Below are 26,145 nucleotides of genomic sequence, written 5' to 3' on the forward strand. Positions count from 1 at the left end.
CTCACTCGGCCGCCGCGCCTGCGGCGTCGAGAAAGCCGCCGGACTGGCGCCGCCAGTAGCGCGCATAGAGGCCCCCGCGGGCGAGCAGCGCCTCGTGCGGGCCGTCCTCGACGATCCGGCCGCGATCCATGACCACGATGCGGTCCATGCGGGCGATGGTGGACAGGCGGTGCGCGATGGCGATCACGGTCTTGCCCCGCATCGCGGATTCGAGCGCCTCCTGGATCTCGGCTTCGACCTCCGAATCGAGCGCCGAGGTCGCCTCGTCGAGGACGAGGATGGGGGCGTCCTTGAGGAGCGCGCGGGCCAGCGCGATGCGCTGGCGCTGGCCGCCCGAGAGCTTGACGCCCCGCTCGCCCAGATGGGCGTCGTAGCCCTTGTGGCCCTTGTAATCTTCGAGCCCGAGGATGAAGTCGTGCGCGCGGGCGGCGCGGGCGGCCGCCTCCACCTCGGCATCGGTGGCGTCGGGGCGGCCGTAGCGGATGTTGTCGCGGGCCGAGCGGTTGAACATCGCCGTCTCCTGCGTGACCATGCCGATGGCCCGGCGCAGGGAGTCCTGCGTCACGCGGCGCACGTCCTGCCCCCCCACGAGGACGCGGCCCTCCTCGACGTCGTAGAGGCGCAGCAGCAGCGCGACCAGCGTGGACTTGCCCGCGCCCGAGGCGCCCACGAGGCCGATCTTCTCGCCCGGCGCGACGGAAAGGGTCACGCCCTCGACCCCGCCCGCGCCGCCCTCGCGTTCCTCGCGGCCATAGGTGAAGGTCACGTCCTCGAAGCGGACCGAGGCGTCGCCCGCAAGCGGCACGGCATCGGGCGCGTCCGTCAGGGCATGGGCATGGGCCAGCGTCTCCATGCCGTCCTGCACCTCGCCCACGCCGGCATAGAGGTTCATCAGCGCGAAGCTGACCCAGCCCGTCATCTGGGCGATGCGCAGCGCGACCGTGCCCGTGGCGGCGATGTCGCCCGCGCTGGCCGCGCCTTGCGTCCACAGGTGCAGCACCGTGCCCACGAGGAGCACGGGCAGGATGCCGGCGAGCACCATGAGGCCTGCCCGGAAGCGCGTGGCGATCACGCCGTAATCGAGCGTGCGCGCCCGGTAGCGGCCCATCGCCTCGAGCGCGGCGCTGTCCTCGTGCTCGTCATGGGCGAAGAGCTTGACGGTGCGCATGTTGGTGATCGTGTCCACCACCTGGCCCGTGACCTGCGCGCGGGCGGCCGCACGCCCCTGCGACAGCGCCCGGATGCGCGGCAGGTTGCGCCCGATATAGAGCAGGTAGGCCGCGAACCAGGCCAGCAGCAGAAGGGCGATGCGCCCGTCGATCGCCCAGACGAGCAGCGCGGTCGCGATCACGGAGGAGGCGGCGAAGACGACGGTGTTGATGAACTCCACCGTCGTCTCCGTCAGGGCGCGGGCGGTCTGCATCTGCTTTTGCGCGATGCGCCCCGCGAAGTCGTTGTCGAAGAAGGCCACGTCCTGTCCGAGCGTCCAGCGGTGCAGCCGCGAGAGCACCAGCACCGTGAGCGAGGGGGTCATCACCACCGACTGGAAGGCGGCCGAGGCGCCGAAGGCGAGCGGGCGCAGCACGATCAGGAACAGCGCCATGCCCGCGAACAGCGCGCCGTGGGCGGACCACAGAGCCTCGGGCCCGGCCGACTCCGCGAGGTCGATCGCGAGGCCCAGAAGCAGCGCCGAGACGACCTCGGTCGTGCCGGCGAGCACGCTGACGGCCGCAGCCGCGAAGAGGACGGGAAAGGTCCCGCGCAGCGCCCAGCCGTAGAAGCGGGCGAGCCGGCGGGGCGGGGGCGGGACCGGCCCTTCGTCGAAGGGCGGAATCAGGCCGGACAGGCGCTGCCAGACGCCCGTCATGCCACGGGCTCCGCCACGGGTTCGGCCGCAAGGAAGCCGCCAGACTGGCGCGACCAGAGCCGGGCATAGAGGCCGCCCCGGGCGATCAGCGCCTCGTGCGGGCCGTCCTCGACGATCCGCCCGCCCTCGAGCACCACGATCCGGTCCATCCGCGCGATGGTGGACAGGCGGTGGGCGATGGCGATCACCGTCTTGCCCTCCATCAGGCCCGCGAGCGTCTCCTGGATGGCGGCCTCGGCCTCCGAGTCGAGCGCCGAGGTCGCCTCGTCGAGCACGAGGATGGGTGCGTCCTTGAGCAGCACGCGGGCGAGCGCGATGCGCTGGCGCTGGCCGCCCGAGAGCTTGACGCCGCGCTCGCCCACCATGGCGTCGTAGCCCGTGCGTCCCTCGGCATCGCGCAGCCCGAGGATGAAGTCGTGCGCCTCCGCGCGCCGCGCGGCCTCGATCATCTCGGCCTCGGTGGCGTCGGGGCGGCCGTAAAGGATGTTGTCGCGCACCGACCGGTGCAGGAGCGAGGTGTCCTGTCCCACCATGCCGATGGCCGCGCGCAGCGAGTCCTGGGTGACGGTGCGGATGTCCTGCCCGTCGATCAGGATGCGCCCCTCCTCGGGGTCGTAGAAACGCAGGAGCAGCTTGACGAGCGTGGTCTTGCCTGCCCCGGACCGGCCGACGAGGCCCACCTTCTCGCCCGGCTGCACCACGAGATCGAGCGGGCCCAGACCGCCCGAGCGGCGGCGATAGCGGTGCACGAGGCCCTGCGTCTCGATCCGGCCCGCGGTCACGCGCAGGGGCTTGGCGTCGGGGGCGTCCAGAAGGGCGATGGGCTGGGCGATCGTCTCCATCCCCTCGCGGATGATGCCGAGCGCGCGGAAGAAGTCCGACACGGCCATCATGATCCAGCCCGACATGGCCGAGAGCCGCAGCACCAGGGCCGAGGCGGCGGCGACCACGCCCACGGTGGCATAGCCCCCCGTCCAGAGCACGATGGCCCAGCCCACCACGCCCACGATCAAGAGGCCGTTGAGCAGCGTCAGGCAGATGTCCATGGTCGTGAACAGGCGCATCTCGCGCTGGAAGGTGGCGCGGGTGGCGGCGATGGCCTCGCGCGCGTGTTCGAGTTCGCGCTCGCCCTGGGCGAACATCTTGACGGCATGGATGTTGGTATAGGCGTCCACGATGCGCCCGTTGACGGCCGAACGCGCGTTCGACGAGGCCTCGGAGGCCGGGCCGATCCGCCGGACGACCCAGCGCAGCAGCAGGCCGTAGAGCGCAGCCCACAGGAGCAGCGGCACGAGGAGGCGCGGGTCGGCCGACCACAGCAGGATCGCCGCCCCCGCCGCATAGGAGAGCGAATAGGCGATGGCGTCGAAGCTCTGATAGACGGCGTCGCCGGTCGAGGGCGGGGTCTGCATCACGCGGTTGGCGACGCGCCCCGCGAGGTCGTTCTCGAACCAGCCCACGGATTGGCGCAGGACGTGGCGGTGGGCGCGCCAGCGCATCAGCGTGCCCACATTGGGCAGGATGGCGTTGTTCAGAAGCAGCGCCTGAAGCCCGAAGACGAGCGGGCGCAGCACGAGGACGAAGGCGGCGACCAGAAGGAGTTCCGCCCCGTGCTCGGCCCAGACGCGGCCGGGATCGGCGGCCTGCAGCGTGTCGATGAGGCGGCCCGAATAGGCGATGAGCCACAGCTCCACCCCCGCCACGGCGGCCGCGACCAGCGCGGTGACGAGAAAGACGCCGCGGAAGGGCCGCAGCCAGGCCCGCAGGAAGGGCCAGAGCCGGGCAGGGGGGCGATCCTCGGGCGGGTGGGGCGCAAAGGGATCGACGAGATCTTCGAACAGGCGGAACATGGGGCCGGAACGGGCTGGCCCCTGGGCCGCGGCGGCCGCGGCGGAGAGGCGCTGGAGAGGGGATGCCGCCGGGATATAGGCCGCGGCGCGCGGAAAGGAAACGGGGGCGCGTCAGCGCTGGCCGAGCAGCGCCGCCCGGTCGAGGCGGAAGCCCGAGTCGATCCAGGCGCGCTCGATCTCGCGCAGGCGCCGGCCGAGCGCCGGTCCCGTCAGCGGCGCGAGGTCGGCCGCCCCGACGGGCAGACGGGCGGCCGCGCCGATCCGCGCCGCCTCCAGGTCGGACGGGTCGATGGGGCGGCCCCCGAGGGCGGCGCGGAGCGCGAGCACGCTCTCGGCCTCGGGCCGGCCCAGCCGGTAGCCGAGTTCGCCCGGTCCGGCGGACTCGGCCATGGCCGCCGAGAGGCGGGAGAGGCGGGCGGCCTCGGCGCGCGACAGCCGCAGGCGGGCGGCGGCGTCCTCTCCGCCCAGGGCGGCGAGGCGGCGGATCGGCTCGGGGGCAAGCCCCGCGAGGCCCTCCACATGGACGAGGGGTGCGAGAAGCGCGTCGCCCGCTCCGGGCAGGAGCCGCGCGAGCGCCCCGGTGGCGCGCAGGGCCGCCATCGCGGGCGCAGGGTCGGGCGCGGCGAGCAGACGGCGCATCTCGTGGCCCACGCGTTCGCGCGAGAGCGCGTCGAGCGCGTCGAGATGGCGCGCCACGGCGTCGAGCGCGTCGGGGTCCGCTCCTCCTTCGGGATCGCCGTGCGTGGCGTGGAAGCGGAAGTAGCGCAGGGCGCGCAGCGCGTCCTCGCGGATGCGGGTGGCCGGATCGCCCACGAAGCGGATGCGGCGCTGCGCGAGATCCCCAAGGCCCCCGACGGGATCGAGCAGCGTGCCGTCGGGCGCGAGAAAGAGCGCGTTCACGGTGAAGTCGCGCCGCCGGGCATCCTCCTCGACCGAGGCGCCGAAGGCCACCGCGGCGCGCCGGCCGAAGGTCTCCACGTCGCGCCGCAGGGTGGTCGTCTCCACGGGCCGTCCGCCGGGCAGCAGCGTGACCGTGCCGTGGTCGAGACCCGTGGGCAGGGTCCGCAGACCGGCCGCCCGGGCAAGGGCGAGGACGCGCTCGGGCGGGGCGTCGGTGGCGAGATCGGTATCGCCGACGGGCCGGCCCATCAGGGCGTCGCGGACGGCTCCGCCCACGATCCAGGCGCGGTGGCCGCCGTCGCGGAGCAGGTCGAGCGCGGCGCGGGCAGCGGGGTCCTCGAGCAGCGCGGCGAGGCGGGGATCGGTCATGGGGCCTCCGGGCGGGCCTCGGGGGCCAGACGCAGCGCAAGGCCGCGCAGGATGCAGGCGGTGGCCCCCCAGAGGTAGTAGGGTCCCCAGGGCGCCACCCAGTAGAGGCGCCGCCGTCCGCCCCAGACGCGGCCCTCCACCCGGTAGCGCACGGGATCGGCGCAATGGGAGAGCGGCAGGCCGAAGACCTCCTCCACCTCTCCGGCCTGGGGCCTGGGAACGAAGGGGGTGCGGATCACGGCGAGCACGGGCGTGACGGCAAAGCCCGTCACCGTCTCGTGGACCGGAAGCGTTCCGAGGATGGCGGGGCGGTCCGGGGGCAGGCCCACCTCCTCGGCCGCCTCGCGCAGGGCGGCCGCGGCGGGCGTCTCGCCGGGCTCGATCCGCCCGCCGGGCAGGGCGATCTGGCCGGGATGGTGGCGCAGATGGGCGGCCCGCTTGGTCAGGATCACCCGGGGTTCCGGCGCGGACAGATCGACCGCCAGCAGCACGGCCGCGGGCCGCAGCGGCCGGGCGGGGAGCGGAACCGGCCCCGGCGGCACGGGATCGGCGGACAGGTCGTGATCCGAGGAAGGCAGGCCCGGCCGCCGGAGGGCGGCGCGCAGGGCCTCCTCGGCCGCCGCCGCGTCCGCGCAGGCGCGGCGTCCGGCCTCAGAGCGCGGCACCGGCGTCGCGCCCGGCCCGTCCTTCCGCCTCGAAGCCCAGCGTCCGGGGGTCGAACTCGTAATGGGCGCCGCAGAACTGGCAATCGGCCGTTACCACCCCGTCGTCGGTCGTCATGTGGGCGATGTCCTTGCGGGAGTAGATCGAAAGCGACCGGCGCACGCGCTCCTCCGAGCAGGAGCAGCCGAAGGCCAGCGGCTGGGCCTCGTGGACGCGGGGGCGTTCCTCGTGGAAGAGGCGCACGAGCAGGTCGGTCGAGCCCACTGCAGGGCCCACGAGCTCCTCGGGGCGGGCGGTGTCGAGCAGGATCGTGGCGCGCGACCAGTTCTCGCCCTCGGCCCCGTCGAGGATGTCGGCCGGCCCGAGAAGCCCCCCCTCGCCCGAGCCCTGCGCGGCGGCGACCGATCCGCCGGGGCGCGGCATGTGCTGGAGCATGACGCCGCCGGCGCGCCAGCGGTCCTCAGCATCCCGGCCCATGCCGAGGGCGAAGCGGGTCGGGATCTGCTCGGACTGGGCGAAATAGGTCTCGGCGCAGGCCGCGAGGCTGCCGCCGGCGAGCGGGGTGATGCCCTGGGTGGGCAGCATCCCCTCGCCCTGGTCGATCAGGAGCGCGAAATAGCCCGAGCCGAGCTGGGAGAAGGACGGCCCCTCGGGGTCGAGGCGGGCAGGGTCGAAGCTCGCCCAGGCGCGCAGGCGCGCAGGCTGGCCGGGCTCGGCCGGGGCGTAGTAGTCGGCAGCGACGATGCGGGCCGGCCCGTCGCCGCGCACCTGCACCGAGAGCTTCCAGCGCAGCTTGACGGTGGGCCCGATCAGGGCCGCAAGCAGCGCGGTCTCGGCCACGAGCGGCTCGATGGCGGAGGGGTAGTCGTGCTGGGCGAGGATCCGCTCGAGCGCGCCGTCCAGACGGGCGACGCGGCCGCGGATGTCCGAGGCATCGAGGGTGAAGGGCAGGACGGTGTCGTCCCAGGCAAGGCGGGCGCCGAGGCTCATGGAGGTTCCTTGTCAGCGGTCCGGTGACCGGCCGGCGGGCAGGCTGCGCCGCACAGGCCGGGCTGGACGGCAGGGGGTCGGCCCCTCCATATAGGGGCGGGCGGAACGGGGATAAAGGGCCGTGCGGCGCTGGGGCGAGACGGTCAGGCGCGATCGCCGCTACCGGACGCGACCGGGCGCCTATGCCGTGCTCTGGCGGCAGGGGCGGGTGCTTCTGACCTTTCAGGCCGAACCGAGGCCGGAGGTGCAGCTGCCCGGCGGGGGGGCCGATCCCGGCGAGGGGCTTCTGGCGGCGCTCCATCGCGAGGTGCGCGAGGAAACCGGCTGGACGCTGGGCGCCGCCCGGCGCATCGGGGCCTACCGGCGCTTCGCCTTCATGCCCGAATACGACCTGTGGGCCGAAAAGGTCTGCCACCTCTTCCTGGCGCGGCCCGCGCTGCGTCTGGGAGAGCCGCGCGAGGCGGGCCATGCCGCCTTCTGGGCGGCGCCGGGGGCGGCGCTGGAGATGCTCGCCAACCCGGCCGAGCGCGACGCCCTGCGGCGCCTGCTGCCGCGCCTCTAGAGGCGCACGGGATACCGCCCGCTGCTGCGGGGGCGGGCGCGTTGCGACGCGCGGCGGCCGGGGATGTCCGCCTCCGCGCCGTGGACGAGCACCTGCGCAGCCAAGCGGCCCGGTGGGATGCGGCGGAACCTCGGGCGCGTCCGTGGCGCCCCACCCCTGCAAAGAGCACGGGCGGCCGCCTGATCGTTGCAGGTCCCGCCCCGGTCGTCCGCGCCGCCCCTCCGGTCCGCCGGGACGGAAGGATCGGGCGCGTGGGGGGCACCCTGCCACGGAGAGGTTAACAAAGCGTTACACCACCGCGCGGTGGTGTTGCGCCGCGCTGCGGCAAAGGGGATCAGTCGTCGGGCAGGTTCTCGCGCACCACGATGGCAAGGCGCGGCGGCACGAGCCGGTGGCTTCCTCCGCGCGCGGCGGCGACAAGGAGGGCCAGCGCCTCGCGCGCTTCCACCCGGGGGTTCTGGTCGATGGCGGCATCCATGGCTCCTTCGAGCAGCAGCCGCTTGTTGGCCTCGGTCGCCTCGTGCCCCACGAGCAGGACCCGGCCCGTCCGGCCGCGCTCGGCCAGGGCGCGGGCGATGCCGGGATTGCCCGCGCCGGCATTGTAGATCGCCGCAAGGCGGGGATGGGCGTCGAGCAGGGCCAGCGTCTCGGCATGGGCGCGGTCGCGGTCGTCGCGGCTTTCGCGCAAGGCGACGATGCGCAGGCCCGGAAATTCCTCGGCCAGGATCGCGCGCAGGCCCATCTCGCGCTCCTCGTGGCCGCGATAGGCGCGCGAGCCGGCGAAGACCGCCACCTCCGCCCCCTCGCGGCCGCCGAGGAAGCGGCCCAGCACATAGCCGGCGAGTCGCCCGGCCTGGCGGTTGTCGATGCCCACATAGGCGAGGCGAGGCACGTTCTGGACGTCGGAGGCCAGCGTCACGACATGGATGCCGCGCGCGGCGAGGCGGCGGACGGCTTCGCGCACGAGGGGATGGTCGAGCGCGACAAGGCCGATCCCGTCCACCCCCTGCGGCACCGCATCGAGCTCGCGGGCGAGGCTGCGCGGATCGAAGCCCTCGATCGCGTCCACCCGCACCTCCACCCCGTCCAGCGCGCGGCTCTGGGTCTCGATCTGCTGGCGCAGCGTGGCCATGAAGGCGTTGGAACCGGCCGGCAGGAGAAACAGCAGGCGGACGGGGCGGAGGGGCGCGGCGGGACCCTCGGGCAGATAGCCGAGCCGCCGGGCCGCATCGAGGACGACCTCGCGCGTGCGGGGGCGGACGCCGGGGCGGTTGTTGAGGACGCGGTCCACGGTGGCCGGGGACAGGCCGGCCTCCCGCGCGAGGTCGGTCAGGGTCGGACGGGACCGGCGGTCGGGGACGGGGCCGTGATCCATGAGGGGACTTCCGCAGGGTTCTGCGGGTCCTTGTGCCCCATCCTGAGGGGTTCCATCAAGCCATGATGGCGGCCGCCCGCCGGAACCCCTCGGGACGCATCAGGAGGTGGGGGTGGAGGACACGCCGACCTGGGCCGGCCGCAGGAGGCGGTCGTGGAGCAGGAAGCCCTCGGCGGCGACCTGGATGATCTCGCCCGCCCGGGTGCCGGGGAGCGGCGCCTCGAACATCGCCTCGTGCAGGGCGGGATCGAAGCGGTCGCCGACCTGCGGCGAGACGGGCGTGATGCCGTGCCGCCCGAAGACGGCCAGCAATTCGCGCAGCGTGAGCTCCACCCCCTCCACGAGGGGGGCGGCCGATTCGCGCACGGATTCGTCGGCCGCGTCGAGGGCCCGGCGCAGCGCGTCGTGGACGGGCAGGAGATCGCGGGCGAGGCGGGTGGCGCCGTATTGCTCGCCCTCGCGGCGATCGCGTTCGGCCCGCTTGCGCAGGTTCTCGGTCTCGGCCAGCGCGCGCAGGAGGCGATCCTTGAGCGCGTCGCGCTCGGCCGCCAGGGCGTCGCGCTCGGCGCGCAGCGCCTCCGCCTCGGCAGCCTCCGCCTCCATCGCGTCGCCCTCGGCGGCGAGTTCGTCGAGCGAGAGGGGTTCGCGGTCCTCGGCCATGATCTGTCCTGTCAGCTGCGTTCGGAAAGAAGGCGGCCCACGAGCTGGGCCGTGTAGTCCACGAGCGGCACGATGCGTCCGTAATTGAGCCGCGTGGGCCCCAGCACGGCGACGGCGCCCACGACGGTGCGCTCGGCGTTCATGTAGGGCGACACGACGAGCGAGGAACCCGCCAGCGAGAAGAGTGGGTTCTCGGAGCCGATGAACACGCGTACGCCTTCGGCAGCCTCGGCGAGTTCGAGAAAGCGCACGATGTCGCTCTTGCGCTCGAGATCGTCCATCAGCGTGCCGAGCCGCTCCAGATCGGCCTGCGCCTCGGGCGAGGACAGGAGGTTGGCGGTGCCGCGCACGATGAGCCGGCCCGTGGCGCTGCCGGCGCCGTCCTCCTCGACCCAGGCGGCGAGGCCCGATTCCACCAGCTCGCGCGCGAGCCCGTCCACCTCGCGCCGGCGCTGCTCGGCCGCCGCGGCCAGCGCGGCGCGCAGTTCGGGCAGGGTGCGGCCCTCGGCGAAGGCGTTCACGAAATTGGCCGCCTCGCGCATGGAGGAGGGCGTCTGGCCCGGCGGCGGGGAGAAGACGCGGTTCTCCACATGCCCGTCGGCGAAGACGAGCACGAGCAGCGCGCGGCCGGGCGCGAGGGGGACGAATTCCACATGCCGGATCGGCGCGGCATCGCGCTTGGGCGCGAGGACGAGCGAGGCGCCGCGCGTCAGCGCCGACAGCGCCGCCCCCACCCGGTCGAGCGCCGCCGGGATGTCCGCGCCCGCCCGCCCCGGAGGCAGGGCCGCGGCCAGGGTGGATTCGATGCGCGCGCGATCCTCGCCCTCGAGCGGTCCCACCTCCAGAAGGCCGTCCACGAAGAGCCGCAGGCCCGCCTGGGTCGGCATCCGGCCCGCCGAGACATGCGGATGGCCCAGAAGCCCCATCTCCTCCAGGTCCTGCATGACGTTGCGGATCGTGGCCGCCGAGACCGGCTCGGACATGGAGCGGGTGAGGGTGCGCGAACCCACGGGCTGGCCGGTCTCGAGATAGGCCTCGACCACCCGGCGAAAGACCTCGCGCGAGCGTTCGTTCATCTCCTCGATCAGGCCTGGGCGGGTGGGCATGGGCGTCCTTTGGCGCCGGGGGGGCGAGGGGATGTAAGCGAAGCGGGCGGGAGCGTCAACGCCCGTCCCGGCCCGGGGGGACGGGTTTCCTTCCGGCCGGCCCGCGCGTATGGGAGCGCCGACGCCCCCCTGACGGAGCCCCGATCCATGCGACCTTCCGGCCGCGCCCCCGACGCGCTGCGCCCGCTTTCCATCGAGACCCATGTCAACGTCCATGCCGAAGGCTCCTGCCTGATCCGGCTGGGCCGCACGGTCGTCCATTGCACCGCCACCGTGGAGGAGGGCGTGCCGCGCTTTCTCAAGGGCATGGGGCGGGGCTGGGTGACGGCCGAATACGGGATGCTGCCGCGCGCCACGACCACGCGGATGCGCCGCGAGGCCAAGGAGGGGCAGGGGGGCCGGACGCAGGAGATCCAGCGCCTGATCGGCCGCAGCCTGCGGGCGGGCTGCGACCTCGTGGCGCTGGGCGAGCGGCAGGTGGTCGTCGATTGCGACGTGCTGCAGGCCGACGGGGGCACGCGCTGCGCGGCCATCACCGGCGGCTGGGTGGCGCTGCGCCTGGCATTCTCGCGGCTGATGGCGGCCGGGGCGATCCTGCGCGACCCCCTGGGCGAGCCCGTCTCGGCCGTGTCGGTGGGCCTCTATGCAGGCGTGCCGGTGCTCGACCTCGACTATCCCGAGGACAGCGAGGCGGGCGTGGATGCCAACGTGGTCTTCTGCGGCGACCGCCTCGTGGAGGTGCAGATGAGCGCCGAGGGCGCGACCTTCGGGCGGGCGGAGATGGACCGCCTGCTGGACCTCGCCGCGGGCGGGGCGGCGGCGCTGGCCGCCGCGCAGCGCGAGGCGGCGGGGACATGAGGCGGCTCGGGAGCGGGGCGAGGCTGCTCGTGGCCACGCACAATGCGGGCAAGCTCGAGGAGATGCGCCAGATCCTGGGGCCGCGCGGCCTGAGCGTGGAGGGGGCGGCCGCGCACGGTCTCCCCGAGCCCGCCGAGACGGAGGAGACCTTTCTGGGCAATGCGCGCCTCAAGGCCCTGGCGGCCGCGCGGGCGACGGGGCTGCCGGCGCTGGCCGACGATTCGGGCATCGCGGTGGAGGCGCTGGGCGGCGCGCCGGGGGTGCGGACCGCGGACTGGGCCGAGGGGCCGGGGGGGCGCGACTTCCTGCGCGCGATGACGCGCACCCACGAGGCGCTGCTCGCGGCCCGCGCGCCCGAGCCCTGGCGCGCGCGCTTCGTCTGCGTGCTGGTCCTGGCCTGGCCGGACGGTTCGGAGGCCGCCTTCGAGGGCATCTGCGAGGGGCGCGTGGTCTGGCCCCCGCGCGGGCGGATGGGGCACGGCTACGATCCGGTCTTCGTGCCCGAGGGCGAGACGCGCACCTTTGCCGAGATGGACCCGGCCGAGAAGAACGCGCTGAGCCACCGGGGCCGCGCGCTCAGGGCCTTTGCCGCCGCCTGCCTGCCCTGAGGCGCGCTTGCGGGCGGGGGGCCCGAGCGCCTATCTGCCGCCGATGATCCCCGACCCCGCCCCGCCCGCGGAGCCGCTCGCGCTCTATGTCCATTGGCCCTTCTGCGCGGCCAAGTGCCCCTATTGCGACTTCAACTCGCATGTCGCCCCGCGCGTGGACCACGAGGGCTGGCGGCGCGCGCTGGTGGCGGAGATCGCACGGATGCGGGCGGAGACGGGGCCGCGGCCGCTTTCGTCGGTGTTCTTCGGGGGCGGCACGCCCTCGCTGATGGAGCCCGAGACGGTCGAGGCGGTGCTGGAGGCCGCGCGCGCCGCCTGGGGCTTCCGCAACGACGTGGAGATCACCATGGAGGCCAACCCGGCCTCGGCCGATGCGGGGCGCTTTCGCGCCTATGCGGCGGCCGGGGTGGGGCGGCTGTCGCTGGGGGTGCAGGCGCTGGACGACCGGGCGCTGCGAGCGCTGGGCCGGCTGCACGGCGCCGATGAGGCGCGGGCGGCGCTGCGGCTCGCGCGGGAGGTCTTCGGCCGGGTGAGCCTTGACCTGATCTATGCGCGGCAGGACCAGACGCCCGAGGCTTGGGCGGCGGAACTGGCCGAGGCGCTGCGGCTCGCCGACGGGCATCTGTCGCTCTATGCGCTCACGATCGAGGACGGCACGGCCTTCGGGGCGCGCTGGCGGGCGGGGCGGCTGCGCGGGCTGCCCGACGAGGACCGGGCCGTGGCCCTGTGGGAGGTCACGCAACGGCTGACCGAGGCCGCGGGGCTGCCCGCCTACGAGATCTCCAACCATGCGCGCCCCGGCGAGGAAAGCCGGCACAACCTGACCTACTGGCGCGGCGGCGACTGGGTGGGGATCGGGCCGGGCGCGCATGGGCGTCTGACGCTGGGGGGCCGGCGCTGGGCCACGGAGGCCGTGCGCGCGCCGGGCGCCTGGCTTGCCGCGGTGGCCGGGCGCGGCTCGGGCGAGGCGGCGCGCGAGGCGCTCCCGCCCCGGGAGGCGGCGGAGGAGCGGCTGATGATGGGGCTGCGCCTGGCCGAGGGGGTGGAGGAGGCCGCGCTCGGGCCGCTGGGCGATCTGGAGGCGCGGCTCGGGCCGCTCGAGGCGGAGGGGCTCTTGGTGCGGGAGGGCGGGCGGCTGCGCGCCACCGAGCGGGGGCGGCCCCTTCTCGATGCGCTGCTGCGCGCGATCCTGGCCTAGCGGCCGAGCCGCGCGAGCAGGTCGTCGAGCTCCTCGAGCGTGCGGTAGGCGATCGTCACCCGCCCGCCCGCGGCGCCATGGTCGATGCGCACCGAAAGACCCAGCGAGGCGGAGAGCTCGGCTTCGAGCGCGACGGTGTCGGGGTCCCTGGCGCGGCGGGGGCGGGGCGGCGTCTCGGGGCGGCGGGCGAGGCGCTCGGCCTCGCGCGCGCTCAGGCGGCGGTCGTGGATGCGGCGGGCGAGTTCGGCCGCCCGCGGATGACCGATCAGCGGCCGGGCCTGGCCGGCCGTGAGGCGGCCGTCCGAGAGCATCTCCTGCACCTCGGGGGGCAGTTGCAGCAGGCGCATCTGGTTGGCGATGTGCGAGCGGCTCTTGCCCAGCGCGTCGGCCACCTCCTCCTGGGTGTGGCCGAAGCGGTCGATCAGCGCGCGATAGGCCGCGCCCTCGTCGATCGGGTTGAGGTCGGCGCGCTGGACGTTCTCGATGATGGCGACTTCGAGCAGTTCGGCATCCGAATAGTCGCGCACGAGCACCGGCAGTTCCGACAGACCCGCCTTCTGCGCCGCCCGCCAGCGCCGTTCGCCGGCGACGATCTCGAATCCGTCGCCGCGCGGGCGCACGATGAGGGGCTGGATGACGCCCTTGCGGCGGATGGAGGCGGCGAGATCCTCGAGCGCCTCGGGGTCGAAGCGGCGGCGCGGCTGGTCGGGATTGGGCCGGATCAGGGCGATGGGCAGCATCCGGTCGGGCGCGGGGGCGGCGGGCGCCTCGGGCTCCGCGCCGGGCGCGGCGGCGCCGAGATCGGCCATCAGGGCTGAGAGGCCACGCCCGAGGCCGCGGCGGAGGGATCGGCTGTCGGCCATGGGACTCCTTTCAGGCTTCGCGGGCGAGAAGTTCGGCGGCGAGCGCGCGATAGGCGGCGGCTCCGGCCGAGGCCGGGTCGTAGTCGAGCACGGAGAGCGCGTGGGACGGGGCCTCCGACAGGCGCACGTTGCGGGGGATCACCGTCTGGAAGACCAGCTCCCCGAGATTCTCGCGCGCGTCCTGTTCGACGGCCTGGGCCAGCGTGGTCCGCCGGTCCACCATCGTCAGCGCCACGCCCTCGATGCGCAGCGCGGGATTGGCGGACAGGCGCACCTCGCGGATGGTCAGCATGAGCTGCGACAGCCCCTCGAGGGCGAAGAACTCGCTCTGCAGCGGCACGAGGACCGAGCGCGCCGCCACCAGCGCGTTGACGGTCAGGATGTTGAGCGAGGGCGGGCAGTCGATCAGGATGTAGTCGGGCGCGAGCCGGTCCATCAGCGGCTGGCGCAGCGCCCCGCGCAAGAGCCCCGCCCGGCCGGGACGGGACGCGAGGTCCGTGTCGGCGGAGGAGAGATCCGGCGAGGCGGGCACCAGAAGAAGCCCCTCCACCCCGGTGGGCCTGGCCGCCTCCTCGGGCGTGGCCTCGCCCAGGAGAAGGTCGAGCGAGGTGCGCTCGCGCGCCTCGGGCGGGATGCCGAGGCCGGTCGAGGCGTTGCCCTGCGGATCGAGATCGACAAGGAGCACGCGCCGGTCGCGCCGAGCGAGCGCGGCGCCGAGATTGATGGCGGTGGTGGTCTTGCCGACGCCGCCCTTCTGGTTGGCGATCGCGATGATGCGGGGGGAGGCGCGCTCAGCCACGGGCGATCTCCCGCAGCCGCAGGATGCGCGCGGAGGCGTCCGTGGCCGAGGGCAGCGCCTCGGCTGCGAAGCGCCAGCCGGCCTCCCGCGCGGCCCCCTCCTCCTCCTGCCAGGCGCGGCCCTTGGGCAGCAGCGCCACCCCGTCGGTCGCGAGATGGCGCGCGACGAGCGGCAGCAGCGCGGGCAGGGGCGCGAGCGCGCGGGCGGAGACCACATCCGCCCCGAGGGGGGGGAGCGTCTCGGCGCGGGCGTGATGGACCACGGCGGGCAGGGAGAGCTGGCGCACGGCCTCGCGCAGGAAGGCGCATTTGCGCGCATCCGCCTCGACCAGCGCCACCCGCGGCGCGCCCCTCTCGGCCGCGAGCGCGGCGACGACGAGGCCGGGAAAGCCGCCGCCTGCGCCGAGATCGGCCCAGAGCCCCGCGCCGGGCGGCGCGAGCGGCCAGAGCTGGGCCGAATCGACGATGTGGCGCGTCCAGAGATCGGGCAGGGTGGAGGGCGCGACGAGGTTGATCCGTGCGGTCCAGCGCCGCACCAGGCCCTCCAGCGCCGCGAGCCGCTCGAGCGCGGCCGGGGACGCCTCCAGCCCCGGCAGGTCCCGCAGCGCCGTGCTCACGCCGCCTCGCGCCGCAGCCGGGCGGCGATCAGCAAGAGCGCCGCGGGCGTCATGCCGTCGAGGCGCGCGGCATGGCCGAGGCTCGGGGGGCGGGCCTGCTCGAGCTTGGTGCGCAGCTCGTGCGACAGGCCGGGGAGCGCGGCATAGTCGAAATCGGGCGGCAGGCGCAGACCCTCCTCGCGCCGCAGCGCCTCGGCGTCGCGGGCCTGCCGGTCGAGATACTGGGCATAAAGTGCCTCGCGCCGGATCTGGTCGCGGATGGGGGGCGGCGGCAGCGGCAGCGAGGGATCGAGCGCGGCGAGCGCCTCCCAGCCCGCATCGGCGAGCGCGAGCGCGCCCAGCCCGTCGCGGCTCGGCCCGTCGGGCGAGAGGTTGAGCCCGGCGCCTGCGAGCGCGCGGGCGGTGAAGCGGCGGGCGCGCAAGGCCTCGCGCGCGGCCTCGAGCGCCTCGGCCTTGGCCGAGAAGGCGGCCCAGCGCGCCTCGCCCACGAGTCCCCAGCCGCGCGCGAGCGGCGTGAGCCTCTGGTCGGCATTGTCGGCGCGCAGGGACAGGCGGAACTCGGCGCGCGAGGTGAACATCCGGTAGGGTTCGAGCACGCCGCGCGCGGTCAGGTCGTCGATGAGCACGCCGAGATAGGACGTGGCGCGGCTGAACTCGACCGGCGGCTCGCCGCGCACGGCGCGCGCGGCGTTGAGCCCGGCGGCCAGCCCCTGGGCCGCGGCCTCCTCGTAGCCGGTCGTGCCGTTGATCTGGCCGGCGAGGAACAGGCCCGGCAGGGCCTTGAGCTCGAGCGCGGGCGAGAGCGCGCGCGGGTCCACGAAATCGTACTCGATCGCATAGCCCGGCTGGGTGATGACGGCCGCCTCGAGGCCGGGGATCGTGCGGACATAGGCCTCCTGCACGGCGGCGGGCAGAGAGGTGGAGATGCCGTTGGGATAGACGGTCGGATCGTCGAGCCCCTCGGGCTCGAGAAAGACCTGGTGGCTCTCCTTGTCGGCGAAGCGCACCACCTTGTCCTCGATGGAGGGGCAGTAGCGCGGGCCCGTCCCCGCGATGCGCCCCCCGTACATGGCCGAGCGGTGCAGGTTGTCGCGGATGATCGCGTGCGTCGCGGCATTCGTGTGGGTGATGGCGCAGGCGACCTGGCGCACGGCGGGGCCGTCCGAGAGAAAGGACAGCATGGCGGGATCGTCGTCGCCGGGCTGCCTCTCGAGCCGGTCCCAGGCGATCGTGCGCCCGTCGAGCCGCGGCGGCGTGCCGGTCTTGAGCCGCCCCATGGGCAGGCCGAGACCGTAGAGGCGCGCGGCCAGCGCCCGGGAGGGCGGCTCGCCCACCCGGCCGCCGGGACGCGTCTCCTCGCCCAGATGGATGACGCCGTTCAGGAAGGTTCCCGTGGTCAGCACCACGGCCCCGGCGCAGATCTCGGAGCCGTCCGCGAGCCTGAGGCCCGCGGCGCGGCCCCCTTCCACCAGCAGGTCGGACGCCTCGCCCGCGAGGATCGAGAGCCGGGGCTGCGCGGCCAGCATCCGCTGGACGGCCGCGCGGTAGAGGCGCCGGTCGGCTTGGGCGCGGGGCCCCTGGACGGCGGGCCCCTTGGAGCGGTTGAGCAGGCGGAACTGGATGCCGGCCGCGTCGGCGGCGCGGCCCATGATCCCGTCCATCGCGTCCACCTCGCGCACGAGATGGCCCTTGCCGAGCCCCCCGATGGCCGGGTTGCAGGACATCGCGCCGATCGTCTCGGGGCGCAGGGTGACAAGCGCGGTGCGCGCACCCGTCCGCGCCGCGGCCGCGGCGGCCTCGGTGCCCGCATGCCCGCCGCCGACCACGACGACGTCGAAATCCCGTTCCCTGGCCTGTTTCACGTGAAACACCGCCCTACTTGCCGATGCAGAACCGCCCGAAGATCGCGCCGAGAATATCCTCCACCCCGACGCGCCCCACAAGGGCGTCGAGGGCGGCGAGCGCCCGGCGCAGGGCCTCGGCCGTCACTTCGGGGGAGGCGGCGGCGATTGCAAGGGCCTCGGCCTCGCGCAGGGCCTGCGCGCCCTCGGTCATGGCGGCGGCGTGGCGCAGCGTGAGCCCCGCGCCGAGAAGGGCCGTGCGGGCGGACAGGCGCCGGGCGATCTCGGCCACGAGCGCGTCAACCCCTTCGCCCGTCACCCCCGAAAGGCCGGGGCCGGGGCCGGGATGGCGGTCGGCCTGCGCGCGCAGCACGATGTCGTCGGGCCCCTCGGGCGGGGCGGAATGGCCGGGGAGCACGAGATGCACCCGCAGGTCGGCGGCGGCGGCCCGCGCGCGGGCTCGTTCCACACCCATGCGCTCCACCGCGTCCCCGGTCTCGCGCAGGCCGGCCGTGTCGAGCAGCGTCACGGGCAGTCCGTCGAGCACCAGGCGCACCTCGATCACGTCGCGCGTGGTGCCCGCGATCTCGGAGACGAGGGCGGCCTCGCGTCCGGCGAGGCGGTTGAGGAGGGTGGACTTGCCCGCGTTGGGGGGGCCGACGATGGCGACCTCGAAGCCCTCGCGCAGCCGCTCGGCCACGCGCGCGCCCTCGGCCTCGGCCTCGAGTTCGGCGGCGAGCCGGCCGCAGAGGCGGGCGATCTCGGGAAAGGCTTCGGGGACGTCCTCATCGCCGAAGTCGATCATCGCCTCGGTCAGGGCCGCGGCCTCGAGCAGGCGGTTGCGCCAGCCCTCGGCCCGGCGGCCGAGCGCGCCGCCGAAGACGCGCATCGCCTGGCGCCGCTGGGCCTCGGTCTCGGCGTCGAGAAGCGCCGACAGTCCCTCGACGCGGGCGAGGTCGAGCCGGCCGTTCGCGAGCGCCCGGCGGGCGAACTCGCCCGGTTCGGCGAGGCGCAGCCCGGGCTGGGCGGCCAGGGCGGCGAGGATCGCCGCGACCGCGGCCGGCGAGCCGTGACCCTGGATCTCGGCCGCCTCCTCGCCGGTGAAGGAGCGCCCCTCGGCGAAGGTCAGGACCAGCGCCTCGTCGAGCGGCTCGCCCGAGGAGGGGTCGCGCAGGATGCGCAAGGCGCGCCCGTGGGCGGGCAGCGGCCCCGCCAGCGCCTCGGCGGCGGCGCGGGCGCTGGGCCCCGACAGGCGGAGGACGGCGATGCCCGACCGGCCGGGCGGCGTGGCAGGGGCGAAGATCGTGTCCATGGGGCCCCGGCGGGCCGGGATCAGGCGTTCATCGAGTCGAAGAAGTCGGCGTTGGTCTTGGTCTGCTTGAGCTTGGAGAGCAGGAACTCGATGGCGTCGGTCGTGCCCATCGGATTGAGGATGCGGCGCAGCACGTACATCTTCTGCAGGTCGGCCTTGTCCACCAGCAGGTCCTCCTTGCGGGTGCCGGACTTGAGGATGTCCATGGCCGGGAAGGTGCGCTTGTCGGCCACCTTGCGGTCGAGCACGATCTCGCTGTTGCCGGTGCCCTTGAACTCCTCGAAGATCACCTCGTCCATGCGCGAGCCGGTGTCGATGAGCGCGGTGGCGATGATCGTGAGGCTGCCCCCCTCCTCGATGTTGCGCGCGGCCCCGAAGAAGCGCTTGGGCCGCTGCAGCGCGTTGGCGTCCACGCCGCCCGTCAGCACCTTGCCCGAGGAGGGCACGACCGTGTTGTAGGCGCGGCCGAGCCGCGTGATCGAGTCGAGCAGGATCACCACGTCGCGCTTGTGCTCGACGAGGCGCTTGGCCTTCTCGATGACCATCTCGGCCACGGCGACGTGGCGCGAGGCGGGCTCGTCGAAGGTCGAGGAGATGACCTCGCCCTTCACGGAGCGCTGCATGTCGGTCACCTCCTCGGGCCGCTCGTCGATCAGCAGCACGATGAGGTAGCACTCGGGGTGGTTCTTCTCGATCGAGTGGGCGATGTTCTGCAGGAGCACCGTCTTGCCGGTGCGGGGCGGGGCCACGATCAGGCAGCGCTGACCCTTGCCGATGGGGGCCACGAGGTCGATGACGCGGCCCGAGCGGTCCTTGAGCGTGGGATCGTCGATCTCCATGCGCAGCCGCTGGTCGGGATAGAGCGGCGTGAGGTTCTCGAAGGCGACCTTGTGGCGCGCGCGCTCGGGCTCCTCGAAGTTGATGCGCTCGACCGAGACGAGGGCGAAGTAGCGTTCGTTCTCGCCCGGCTCCTGGATCACGCCTTCGACCGTGTCGCCGGTCCGGAGCCCGTACTGGCGGATCATCTCGGGGGAGACATAGATGTCGTCGGGGCCGGGCAGGTAGTTGGCCTCGGGGGAGCGCAGGAAGCCGAAGCCGTCCTGGAGCACCTCGAGCACGCCGTCCCCGCCGATGACCCAGTCCTCCTCGGCGCGCTCCTTGAGGATGGCGAACATCATGTCGCCCTTGCGCATGGTCGAGGCGTTCTCGATCTCGAGTTCCTCGGCGAGGGCGAGAAGGTCCTTGGGCGATTGCGCCTTGAGATCGGCGAGGTTCAGGCGGTCCTGGGTCATGGAAATCCTGTGACGCGCGGCCCGCCCGCGGTCCGGTGGACCGGGGGGCGGCGCTGGTCGGACGCTCCCGCGAGGGAGGACGGAGTCAAGGGTCGTGAAAGGCCGGCCCGGACGGGCGGCGCCCTCGACATAAGCGCCTCCGGGGCGGCGGTCAACGGGGGTCCCGACGAGGGGGCGGCGGGGCGGTTCAGAACGGCTTCACGACGACGGCCGCGACGATCACCACCAGAAGAAGCGTCGGCACCTCGTTCATCAGGCGGAAGGTGCGCCCCGAGCGGGTGTTGCGTCCGGCGGCGAAATCCCGCCGGCGGAAGGCACACCAGCCGTGGAAGGCCGTGAGCCCGAGAACGGCGGCGAGCTTGAGGTGGAACCACCCGGCCGTCCACCAGCCGCCGAGGCTGGCGAGCAGAAGCCCCAGAAGCCAGGTCGCGACCATCGCGGGGTTCATGATGGCGCGCAGCAGCCGGCGTTCCATGACGCGGAAGGTGGCATCGAGCGCCGAGCCCGCGGGGGCCTGCTCGGCGTGATAGACAAAGAGGCGCGGCAGGTAGAACAGCCCCGCCATCCACGCGACCATGGCGATCACATGGGCCGCCTTGAGCCACAGGTAGAAGGGCGCGAGCGCCTCCTGGACGGCATCGGGCATCGGCGATCCCTCCTCGGCGCCCTTCTTCTTCCCGTCGAAGGGGAAAGGGAAGAGGGGGCGGTGGGTCTGTGGACGGAGGGGACGACTCGGCACTGTCCTCCGAGTCGTCCCCAGGGGCTGAGGCCCGCCGGAGGGCGCAGCGGCCGGTTTCCGGGGCGAGTCCTCCCCAGTCTGGGGACAGCCGGGGGGAGCGGGGGGCGACTCGGGCACGAATCGTCCGACGACTTGCCCAATCGTCCACCCCCCTTCCCCTCGGGCGGCGCCCGGGGCTATCTGTCCCGCCGTTATCCCCCGCTCGTCCCGGATGTCCTCCCCATGATGTCGGCCTCTCCGGTTCCCCTTGTGCTTGCCTCGGGCTCGGCCACGCGGGCGGCGATGCTGCGGGCCGCGGGCGTCGTCTTCGAGACGATGCCGGTCGCCGTGGACGAGGCGGCGCTGCGCGAGGCCCTGCTGGCCGAGGGGCATGACGCGCGCGCCGTGGCCGACGCGCTGGCCGAGATGAAGGCGCTGCGCGCCTCGGCGCGCCGGCCGGGGGCGCTCTGCCTCGGGGCCGATCAGGTCCTGTCCTGCGACGGCACAATCCACGCCAAGCCCGACAGCCCGGAGGCGGCGCTGGACCAGCTTCGCGCCCTGGCCGGACGGACCCACCGGCTCCACTCGGCCGCGGTGATCGCCGAGGACGGGCGGCCCGTCTGGCGCGCCATGGGCGAGGCGCGGATGACGATGGGCCGGCGCTCGGAAGCCTGGTTGCAGGATTACGTCCGCCGCCACTGGGAGAGCATCCGCCATTCCGTGGGCGGCTACCGGATCGAGGAGGAGGGCGTGCGCCTGTTCGAGCGGGTCGAGGGCGACCACTGGACGATCCTCGGCCTGCCGCTGCTGCCGCTTCTGAACTTTCTGGCCGCGAGGGGGAGCATCCCGTCATGAGCGATCGCGCGAGGACCCATCCGCTGGCCGGCGTCGTGGGATGGCCCGTGGCCCAGTCCCGCTCGCCGCGCCTGCACCGGCACTGGATGGCGCGCCACGGGCTGCCGGGGGACTACGTCGCGCTGGAGGTGGCGCCGGAGGACCTCGCGGAGGTGGTGCGGATGCTGCCGCGGGCGGGCTTCGTGGGGGTCAACGTGACCGTGCCCCACAAGCGCGCGGCCTTGGCGCTGGCCGACGAGGCGAGCGAGCGCGCCCGCCGGGTGGGGGCCGCCAACACCCTGACCTTCCGCGACGGGCGCATCCTGGCCGACACGACCGACGGCGAGGGCTTCCTGCGCGCGCTGCGCGAGGGGGCGCCCGACTGGCGCCCCGAAGCGGGACCGGCGGTGCTGCTCGGGGCCGGGGGGGCGGCGCGCGCGGTGCTCGACGCGCTGCTCGAGGCGGGGGTGCCGGAGCTGCACCTGCTCAACCGGACGGCCGCCGCGGCCGAGGCGCTGGCGGCGGAACTGGGGCGGGGCCGCGTGCGGGTGCGCCCGTGGATCGAGGCGGGCAATGCGGTGGAGGACGGGCTTCTGGTGGTCAACGCGACCGCGCTCGGCATGGAGGGCGCCCCGCCGCTGCGGGTGCCGCTCGACGGCCTCCATGCCGGGCAGGTGGTCACGGATCTCGTCTATGCGCCCCTCGAGACGCGGCTTCTGCGCGAGGCGCGGGCGGCCGGGGCGGTGGCGGTGGACGGGCTGGGGATGCTGCTCCATCAGGCTGCGGGCGCGTTCGAGGCGTGGTGGAGGGTCCGACCCGAGGTGGACGAGGACCTGCGCCGCGCGGTCCTCGGCTAGGCGGGACATGGACCGGCCCTTTGTCCTGGGGCTGACGGGTTCGGCCGCCATGGGCAAGAGCACGGCGGCCGCCATGTTGCGCGCGGAAGGTGTGCCGGTCTGGGACGCCGACGCGGCCGTGCACGCGCTCTACGGGCCGGACGGGGCGGGCACGCGGGCCGTGGCGGCGCTTCGGCCCGAGGCGGTCGGACCCGGGGGCGTGGACCGGGCGCGACTGCGCGCGGCGCTGCGCGACGATCCCGGATTGCTGGCGCGTCTCGAGGCGGCGATCCATCCGCTGGTGGCGGCCGACCGGGCGCGGTTCCTGGCGGACCACCGAGGCGCCGCCCTGGTCGCGCTCGACGTGCCGCTCCTGTTCGAGACGGGCCTCGATGCCGTCTGCGACGGGGTGGCGGTCGTCTCCGCCCCCGAGGCGGTCCAGCGCGCGCGGCTGCGCGCGCGGCCCGGTCTGGGAGAGGCCGAGATCGCCCTGCTGCTCGCGCGCCAGATGCCCGATGCGGCCAAGCGCGCCCGGGCGCGCTGGATCATTCCCGGCGACACGCTGGACGGGGCGCGGGCGGCCGTGCGAGACATGCTGGCCGAGATCCGGGGCGCGCGCGGCGGCGGGACCGGACCGGAGGGGGCTGAGCGGACGGGATGATGCGCGAGATCGTGCTCGACACCGAGACCACGGGCTTCGAACCCGAGGCGGGCGACCGGATCGTGGAGATCGGGGCGGTCGAGCTGGTCAACCACCTGCCCACGGGCGAGACCTTCCACGTCTACATCAACCCCGAACGGCCCATGCCGGACGAGGCCTTCGCCGTGCACGGGCTGGGGGACGACTTCCTGCGCGACAAGCCGGTCTTCGCCGAGGTGGCCGATGCGTTCCTGCGCTTTGTCGGGCAGGCGCGCCTCGTGATCCACAACGCCGCCTTCGACATGCGCTTTCTCAACCACGAACTCGGCCGGCTGGGCCATCCGCCCATTCCGGAGGAGCGGGCGGTCGATACGCTGGCTCTGGCGCGGCGGCGCTTTCCGGGGGCGCCCGCCTCGCTCGATGCGCTCTGCCGGCGCTTCGGGATCGACAATTCGGGCCGCACCCTGCACGGGGCGCTGCTCGACAGCCAGCTTCTGGCCGAGGTCTATCTGGAACTGGTCGGCGGGCGGCAGCCGGGCCTCGTGCTGGAGGGGGGACCCGCCAAGCCCGCTCCGGCCGCCTCGTCCCCGATGGCGACGCGCGGGCCCCGGCGGGCCCGTCCGCGCCTCCTGCCGCCGCGGATCACGCCGGAGGAGGTCGAGGCGCACAGGCGCTTCGTGGAAGCGATGGGAGCGGGTGCGCTCTGGGCCGCCCTGCCGCGGCGGGCCGACTGAGCGCGCTCCCCGTCCCGGCGGCCGTCTCAGGCGTCGAGCCGCGGCGGCGCGCTGCCGGTCCCGCCCGTCCCCGCGGGGCCGCCATTCGCGGGAGCTGTCGCGGCCCCGGCCTGACCCGCGGCCTGGGCCCGGCGCGCGATCTCGGCCCGGTAGAGGGCCACGAAGTCGATCGAGTCGAGATTGAGCGCCGGGAACCCGCCGTCGCGCGTGACGTCCGAGACGATCCGCCGCAGGAAGGGGAAGGTCTGGCGGGGACACTCGATCAGCAGGTAGGCGTGCAGCTGGTCCTCCGGCACGCCCGCGATCTCGAACACGCCGACATAGTCGATCTCGAGCGCGAACAGCACCTCGCCCGCGGCCTTGGTCCGCGAGGTCGCATTGAGCTTGGTCGCCACCTCGTACTGGTTCTCGGCGCTGCGGCGCTTGGCGTCGAGGGCCACCTGCACCTGGATCTCGGGCGTCAGGTCGCCGCCCACCCCCTTGCGCGCGAGCACGTTCTCGAAGCTGAGGTCGCGGACATACTGGGCGAGAATGCGCTGGGTGATGCGCACGGGCTGCGGCGCGGAGGGGGCGGCGCCTCCCTCGGGGGCTGCGGGGCTGTCTTGCATGATGTCCTCCCGGGACGAGTGGCCGTCGGTCGGCCGCTCCCTAGCACCCGATCCCCCCCGCCTCAATGCCGGGCCGGATCAGTGCCGCGTCCAGCCCGAGGGACGGTGGGTCGGCCGCTTGGGAGGCGCGATCTCCTCCCATTCGGCGTCCGGAATGGGCTCCCCGCCGGAGGGGCGCATCGGTCCGGCCTGCCGAAGGGAGGCGAAGTCCGCCGGCTCGGACCCCGTCCCCTGCCGCCGCACGAGGCGCAGCACTCCGCCCTGCACTGGCGGCAGAAGCAGCAGCAGGCCCGCGAGGCTCGACAGGAAGCCCGGGACGATCAGCAGGGCCGCCGCCGCGACGCGGAACCCCCCCTCGCGCAGGGCGGGGCGGGGATCGCCGCCCCGCGCCAGCGCCGCCTGGGCCCGGCGCACCGCCGCCAGGCCGCCGTGGCGCAGCACCAGCGCCCCGAGCAGCGAGGACAGCACCACGAGAAGAAGCGTCGCAGGAAGGCCGGCCGCCTGTCCCACCAGCACGAACCCCGCCACTTCCGCCAGAACCAGGCCGAGAAACGCCAGCCGCACCATCGCCGTCCGCCCCTTCCTCCGACACCGCCCGGTGGACTTGGGCCGGACGCGACCATACATAGGTGATCCGGGACCGGTCCGCCACGGGGCGGGCCGTCCGCTACCGGATGCGTGAACCCGCGGAGGCGCGACAGGCGAGGAGCGACGAGGCCATGAACTCTCCCATCATCCAGCTCCTCGTGCTCGGCGCGATCGCGGTGTTCCTGATCCTGCGGCTGCGCAGCGTCCTGGGTACGCGCGAAGGGTTCGAGAAGACGCCGCCCCCCCTGCCGCCGCAGGGCGGACGGCGGCTGGGCCGGCCGGATCTCGAGGTGATCGAGGGACGGCCCGACCGCGACATCACCGACCATGTTCCGGAGGACAGCGAGGCGGCGCGCGCGCTGGCGGCGATGAAGGGGGCCGACCCGTCCTTCTCGGTGCGAGACTTCCTGAGCGGTGCGCGGGCGGCCTACGAGATGATCCTGATGGCCTTCGAGCGCGGCGATCTGGCGCCGGTCAGGCCGTTCCTGGCCCCGGAAGTCTACGAGGCCATGGCCGCCGTCGTCGAGGAGCGCCATGCCAAGGGGTTGCGGATCGAGGCCACCTTTGTGGGCATCTCCGACCTCGGCATCAAGGATGCCTCCTTCGACCGCGCCACGGGCGAGGGCGAGATCAGCGTGCGCTTCGTGGGCGAGATGACCTCCGTCGTGCGCGACGCGGCCGGCACGATCGTGGAGGGATCGCCCTCCGAGATCCGGCGCCAGCGCGACGTGTGGACCTTTGCGCGCACCATGGGATCGGACGATCCCAACTGGATCCTGGTCGCCACGGGGGAATGAGGACGCCCCGGCCGCGGGGGAGGGCCCTGCCGTGAGGCGGCGTCTGACGCCCGAGGAGCGCGCGCTCTGGGACCGCGTGCGCGCGACGGCCGTCCCGCTCAGGCCCGAGCCCGAAGGCTCCGGACTCTCTCCGGCGGGAGCGCCGGAGCCGCGCAGCCAGGCCGCCCCGCCCCCGTCGGCTCCGCCCGCGGCGATCCGGCCGTTCCGGATCGGCGAGGCCGCGCCCGACCGGCCGGCGGGGCGCGGGGGTCCGGCGCCGCGGCCGGTCGCCATGGATGCGTCGGCCTTCCGGCGCCTGACGCGCGGGCGGCTGCGGCCTGAGGCAAGGCTCGACCTGCACGGACTGACCGAGGCCGAGGCCCATGCAGCCTTGCACGACTTCGTGCTCGACGCCCGGGCCCGGGGGCTCCGCCTCCTGCTCGTCATCACGGGCAAGGGGCGGCCCGGCCGGGACGAGCCCGGCCCGTGGCGCCCCGGTCCGGGGCGGCTGCGCCACGACGTGCCGCGATGGCTGGCCCTGCCTCCCTTCGCGGGCGCGGTGCTGCAGGTGGCGCCCGCCCATCCGCGGCATGGGGGAGAGGGCGCGCTCTACGTCTATCTGCGCGCCGGGGGAACCGGACGGGGCCGGGGCGGCGTTGGCTCCTCCAGCCGGGGGTGAGAC

27 protein-coding genes are annotated in these 26,145 nt (G+C 74.4%); 10 read left to right on the plus strand and 17 right to left on the minus strand.

The features are described from left to right. Position 1: 1 nt before the first annotated feature. From GT358_RS13050 to GT358_RS13070, 5 genes are all read right to left on the minus strand, one after another. Entirely contained in the window at positions 2 to 1,867 is a 1,866-nt protein-coding gene (locus GT358_RS13050) for an ABC transporter ATP-binding protein (RefSeq protein WP_166583074.1), read from the minus strand. Further along, on the minus strand, positions 1,864 to 3,717 hold the full coding sequence (locus GT358_RS13055) for an ABC transporter ATP-binding protein (RefSeq protein ID WP_166583075.1): 1,854 nt from the start codon (positions 3,715 to 3,717) through the stop codon (positions 1,864 to 1,866). The genes GT358_RS13050 and GT358_RS13055 overlap by 4 nt, the downstream gene beginning before the upstream one ends. 111 nt (positions 3,718 to 3,828) lie before the next feature. Beyond that, positions 3,829 to 4,986, minus strand: a complete 1,158-nt coding sequence (locus tag GT358_RS13060; protein ID WP_166583076.1) for a CCA tRNA nucleotidyltransferase — start codon at positions 4,984 to 4,986, stop codon at positions 3,829 to 3,831. Then, positions 4,983 to 5,651 carry a CoA pyrophosphatase gene (locus tag GT358_RS13065; RefSeq protein WP_371416291.1) on the minus strand — a complete coding sequence of 223 codons (669 nt, stop codon included), beginning with the start codon at positions 5,649 to 5,651 and terminating at the stop codon, positions 4,983 to 4,985. The genes GT358_RS13060 and GT358_RS13065 overlap by 4 nt, the downstream gene beginning before the upstream one ends. Then, a complete protein-coding gene (locus GT358_RS13070) occupies positions 5,638 to 6,639 on the minus strand; it encodes an Hsp33 family molecular chaperone HslO (protein ID WP_166583077.1) in 1,002 nt (333 codons plus the stop codon). The genes GT358_RS13065 and GT358_RS13070 overlap by 14 nt, the downstream gene beginning before the upstream one ends. A gap of 121 nt (positions 6,640 to 6,760) precedes the next feature. Between GT358_RS13070 and GT358_RS13075 the strand changes: the two genes are divergently transcribed. Next, the gene (locus tag GT358_RS13075; RefSeq protein WP_166583078.1) at positions 6,761 to 7,201 is read left to right on the plus strand and encodes an NUDIX domain-containing protein; all 441 of its coding nucleotides are present in this window, start codon (positions 6,761 to 6,763) and stop codon (positions 7,199 to 7,201) included. Between the two features lie 334 nt (positions 7,202 to 7,535). Here GT358_RS13075 and GT358_RS13080 read toward each other — a convergent pair whose 3' ends face one another. The 3 genes from GT358_RS13080 to hrcA form a co-directional block, all read right to left on the minus strand. Continuing rightward, on the minus strand, positions 7,536 to 8,576 hold the full coding sequence (locus GT358_RS13080) for a LacI family DNA-binding transcriptional regulator (RefSeq protein WP_166583079.1): 1,041 nt from the start codon (positions 8,574 to 8,576) through the stop codon (positions 7,536 to 7,538). Between the two features lie 99 nt (positions 8,577 to 8,675). Next, a complete protein-coding gene (locus tag GT358_RS13085) occupies positions 8,676 to 9,236 on the minus strand; it encodes a nucleotide exchange factor GrpE (RefSeq protein ID WP_166583080.1) in 561 nt (186 codons plus the stop codon). Positions 9,237 to 9,247: 11 nt separating this feature from the next. Next, the gene (gene hrcA, locus GT358_RS13090) at positions 9,248 to 10,342 is read right to left on the minus strand and encodes a heat-inducible transcriptional repressor HrcA (RefSeq protein WP_243730885.1); all 1,095 of its coding nucleotides are present in this window, start codon (positions 10,340 to 10,342) and stop codon (positions 9,248 to 9,250) included. A gap of 147 nt (positions 10,343 to 10,489) precedes the next feature. Between hrcA and rph the strand changes: the two genes are divergently transcribed. Genes rph through hemW form a run of 3 tightly spaced genes read left to right on the plus strand, consistent with a single transcriptional unit; the run spans position 10,490 to position 13,006 of the window. After that, entirely contained in the window at positions 10,490 to 11,200 is a 711-nt protein-coding gene (gene rph, locus GT358_RS13095; protein WP_166583081.1) for a ribonuclease PH, read from the plus strand. Further along, on the plus strand, positions 11,197 to 11,808 hold the full coding sequence (gene rdgB, locus GT358_RS13100) for an RdgB/HAM1 family non-canonical purine NTP pyrophosphatase (protein ID WP_166583082.1): 612 nt from the start codon (positions 11,197 to 11,199) through the stop codon (positions 11,806 to 11,808). The genes rph and rdgB overlap by 4 nt, the downstream gene beginning before the upstream one ends. Positions 11,809 to 11,851: 43 nt before the next feature. Continuing rightward, positions 11,852 to 13,006, plus strand: a complete 1,155-nt coding sequence (hemW, locus tag GT358_RS13105) for a radical SAM family heme chaperone HemW (RefSeq protein WP_166583134.1) — start codon at positions 11,852 to 11,854, stop codon at positions 13,004 to 13,006. Here the strand turns inward: hemW and GT358_RS13110 are convergent. From GT358_RS13110 to hemJ, 7 genes are all read right to left on the minus strand, one after another. Beyond that, the gene (locus GT358_RS13110) at positions 13,003 to 13,869 is read right to left on the minus strand and encodes a ParB/RepB/Spo0J family partition protein (RefSeq protein WP_166583083.1); all 867 of its coding nucleotides are present in this window, start codon (positions 13,867 to 13,869) and stop codon (positions 13,003 to 13,005) included. The genes hemW and GT358_RS13110 overlap by 4 nt on opposite strands. 10 nt (positions 13,870 to 13,879) lie before the next feature. Continuing rightward, the gene (locus tag GT358_RS13115) at positions 13,880 to 14,668 is read right to left on the minus strand and encodes a ParA family protein (RefSeq protein WP_371416292.1); all 789 of its coding nucleotides are present in this window, start codon (positions 14,666 to 14,668) and stop codon (positions 13,880 to 13,882) included. Next, a complete protein-coding gene (locus GT358_RS13120; protein WP_371416293.1) occupies positions 14,661 to 15,284 on the minus strand; it encodes a 16S rRNA (guanine(527)-N(7))-methyltransferase RsmG in 624 nt (207 codons plus the stop codon). Before GT358_RS13120 ends, GT358_RS13115 begins: the two co-directional genes overlap by 8 nt. Then, on the minus strand, positions 15,281 to 17,155 hold the full coding sequence (gene mnmG / locus GT358_RS13125; RefSeq protein ID WP_166583085.1) for a tRNA uridine-5-carboxymethylaminomethyl(34) synthesis enzyme MnmG: 1,875 nt from the start codon (positions 17,153 to 17,155) through the stop codon (positions 15,281 to 15,283). The genes GT358_RS13120 and mnmG overlap by 4 nt, the downstream gene beginning before the upstream one ends. A gap of 4 nt (positions 17,156 to 17,159) precedes the next feature. Then, complete coding sequence (gene mnmE / locus GT358_RS13130) at positions 17,160 to 18,437, minus strand: tRNA uridine-5-carboxymethylaminomethyl(34) synthesis GTPase MnmE (protein ID WP_166583086.1); 1,278 nt, start codon at positions 18,435 to 18,437, stop codon at positions 17,160 to 17,162. 20 nt (positions 18,438 to 18,457) lie between these two features. Further along, positions 18,458 to 19,729, minus strand: a complete 1,272-nt coding sequence (gene rho / locus GT358_RS13135) for a transcription termination factor Rho (RefSeq protein ID WP_166583087.1) — start codon at positions 19,727 to 19,729, stop codon at positions 18,458 to 18,460. A 187-nt stretch (positions 19,730 to 19,916) separates the two neighbouring features. Further along, positions 19,917 to 20,375: a protoporphyrinogen oxidase HemJ gene (gene hemJ, locus GT358_RS13140; protein ID WP_166583088.1), complete on the minus strand. Its 459-nt coding sequence runs from the start codon at positions 20,373 to 20,375 to the stop codon at positions 19,917 to 19,919. A gap of 315 nt (positions 20,376 to 20,690) precedes the next feature. Here hemJ and GT358_RS13145 point away from each other — a divergent pair, with 315 nt between their 5' ends. From GT358_RS13145 to dnaQ, 4 genes are read left to right on the plus strand one after another with little or no spacing between them, the layout of a single operon-like run. Next, positions 20,691 to 21,302 carry a nucleoside triphosphate pyrophosphatase gene (locus GT358_RS13145; protein WP_371416294.1) on the plus strand — a complete coding sequence of 204 codons (612 nt, stop codon included), beginning with the start codon at positions 20,691 to 20,693 and terminating at the stop codon, positions 21,300 to 21,302. Then, positions 21,299 to 22,138, plus strand: coding sequence for a shikimate dehydrogenase (locus GT358_RS13150; RefSeq protein ID WP_166583089.1), 840 nt, complete (start codon positions 21,299 to 21,301; stop codon positions 22,136 to 22,138). The genes GT358_RS13145 and GT358_RS13150 overlap by 4 nt, the downstream gene beginning before the upstream one ends. A 7-nt stretch (positions 22,139 to 22,145) precedes the next feature. Continuing rightward, entirely contained in the window at positions 22,146 to 22,778 is a 633-nt protein-coding gene (coaE, locus tag GT358_RS13155; protein WP_166583090.1) for a dephospho-CoA kinase, read from the plus strand. Continuing rightward, complete coding sequence (gene dnaQ / locus GT358_RS13160; RefSeq protein WP_166583136.1) at positions 22,778 to 23,491, plus strand: DNA polymerase III subunit epsilon; 714 nt, start codon at positions 22,778 to 22,780, stop codon at positions 23,489 to 23,491. Before coaE ends, dnaQ begins: the two co-directional genes overlap by 1 nt. Before the next feature lie 26 nt (positions 23,492 to 23,517). Here the strand turns inward: dnaQ and secB are convergent, their stop codons facing one another. Both secB and GT358_RS13170 read right to left on the minus strand, forming a co-directional pair. Further along, entirely contained in the window at positions 23,518 to 24,099 is a 582-nt protein-coding gene (gene secB / locus GT358_RS13165; RefSeq protein ID WP_166583091.1) for a protein-export chaperone SecB, read from the minus strand. A 78-nt stretch (positions 24,100 to 24,177) separates the two neighbouring features. Beyond that, positions 24,178 to 24,666 (minus strand): FxsA family protein, encoded by a 489-nt coding sequence (locus tag GT358_RS13170; RefSeq protein WP_166583092.1) that lies wholly within the window; start codon positions 24,664 to 24,666, stop codon positions 24,178 to 24,180. Positions 24,667 to 24,818: 152 nt separating this feature from the next. Here GT358_RS13170 and GT358_RS13175 point away from each other — a divergent pair, with 152 nt between their 5' ends. Beyond that, positions 24,819 to 25,484, plus strand: coding sequence for a Tim44/TimA family putative adaptor protein (locus GT358_RS13175; protein WP_166583093.1), 666 nt, complete (start codon positions 24,819 to 24,821; stop codon positions 25,482 to 25,484). 31 nt (positions 25,485 to 25,515) lie between these two features. Further along, the gene (locus GT358_RS16505) at positions 25,516 to 26,142 is read left to right on the plus strand and encodes a Smr/MutS family protein (RefSeq protein ID WP_371416295.1); all 627 of its coding nucleotides are present in this window, start codon (positions 25,516 to 25,518) and stop codon (positions 26,140 to 26,142) included. The last annotated feature ends 3 nt before the right edge of the window (positions 26,143 to 26,145 follow it).

Source organism: Rubellimicrobium sp. CFH 75288 (assembly GCF_009904055.1).
In the GTDB taxonomy this organism is placed as follows: domain Bacteria; phylum Pseudomonadota; class Alphaproteobacteria; order Rhodobacterales; family Rhodobacteraceae; genus Rubellimicrobium.